This is a genomic window from Micromonospora sp. M42 (genome assembly GCF_000568915.1).
Lineage (GTDB): Bacteria > Actinomycetota > Actinomycetes > Mycobacteriales > Micromonosporaceae > Micromonospora > Micromonospora chalcea.
Genome location: NZ_KK037233.1, coordinates 187,110 through 188,513, shown reverse-complemented (window position 1 = coordinate 188,513; position 1,404 = coordinate 187,110). Strand labels below are relative to the sequence as shown.

General features: G+C 77.6%; 1 protein-coding gene. It reads right to left on the bottom strand.

All coding sequences use genetic code 11. The features are described 5' to 3' along the window. Positions 1 to 1,404, bottom strand: a 1,404-nt coding sequence (locus MCBG_RS00625) for an ATP-binding protein (protein WP_043329950.1), incomplete at both ends; no start/stop codon positions are given.

The window sequence follows — 1,404 nt, the reverse complement described above, 5'->3', positions numbered from 1 at the left end:
CCGGCCACGGCGATCAGCCCGCTGCCGTCGTCCGCGGACCGCACCAGGCGCCCGGCGAGGTCGGCGCAGATCGCGAACTCGGCCCGGTTGGCGGCCAGCTCACCCAGCGCCCAGAGCGCGTGCCGGAGGTCGGTGTCCGGCCCGACGAGCGTCAGCAGCTCCCGGGCGCGGGCGCAGACCTGGTCGACGGCGTCGCTGCCGACGCCGACGGTCATCTGCAACAGCGCCGCGCGGCGCAGCTGGACGGTCAGTTCGGTGGACGCCGCGTCGGGCGAGGTCTGCGCGGCCGGGGCCAGCCGGTGCGCGGCGCGTTCGAGGTGACCGAGCGCGTCCTCGTAGGCGACCCGCCGCGTCGCGTCGTCGGCGGCGCGCAGCGACCACCGCAGGTGGTCCTCGCCGTGTCCGAGGCCGATCGCCTGACCGTAGTGGCGGGCCAGCTCGGCCGGCGCGACACCGGCGGCCCGCTCGTACGCGCGCGCCAGCCGGGCGTGCAACGCGGCCCGGCGCGGCGGGACCAGCTCGGCGTAGGTGACCTCGGCGATCAGCGGATGGCGGAACGTGACGGTGCCCGGCCCCGCCTCGGTGACCAGCGCGGCCGTGTACGCCGGGGCGAGCGCTTCGGCGACCGCCGGTGCGGTGGTGTCCAGCGCCGCCACCATCACCTGCAGGTCCAGGTCGTGTCCGGCCACGCTGAGCAGGTCGAGGCAGCGTCGGGCGGGCTCGGGCAGCCCGACGAGCCGCAGCCGTACCGTGTCCCGGATGCTCGGCGGCAGTTCCGCGTCGGCCGCCGCGTCGGTGCGGGACCGCAGCAGCTCGGTGAGGAAGAACGGGTTCCCGCCGGTGCGGGTGACGAGGCGGGCCACCACCGGCTCCGGCGGCGCCACCCCGGTCCGGCGCCGGACGAGGGTGGCGACCGAGGAGGCGTCCAGCCCGGCGAGCCGGAGCTGACCGAAGTCGCGGCCGCGCGCCAGCTCGGCGACCGTCGCCACCAGGGCCGGGTCGTGGTCGTACGGACGGAGCGTTGCGACCACCAGCGCCCGGGACGTGGACAGCCCGGCGGAGAGGTAGCGCAGCAACAGCAGCGAGTCCGGGTCGGCGGCGTGCAGGTCGTCCAGCACGACCAGCAGGCCGTGCCGCCGGGCCGCCGCGTGCACCAGGCCGGACGCCGCCTCGTACACCTGGAACCGCGCCGTGGGGTCGAGGCCGCCGCCTTCCGCGGGGCCGGGCAGCGATCCGGCGGCGAACCCGCCCAGGCGGCTCGCCGAGCCGGTGGCGCCGGCGTCCGGCATCGCCGCGAGCGCGCGTACCACCTGGTTCCACAGCCAGAACGGTGGCGCCTGCCCGACGTCGGGACAGCGACCCCAGACGACCGGCACGCCGCCGGTGGCGGCCCGGTCGCCGAGC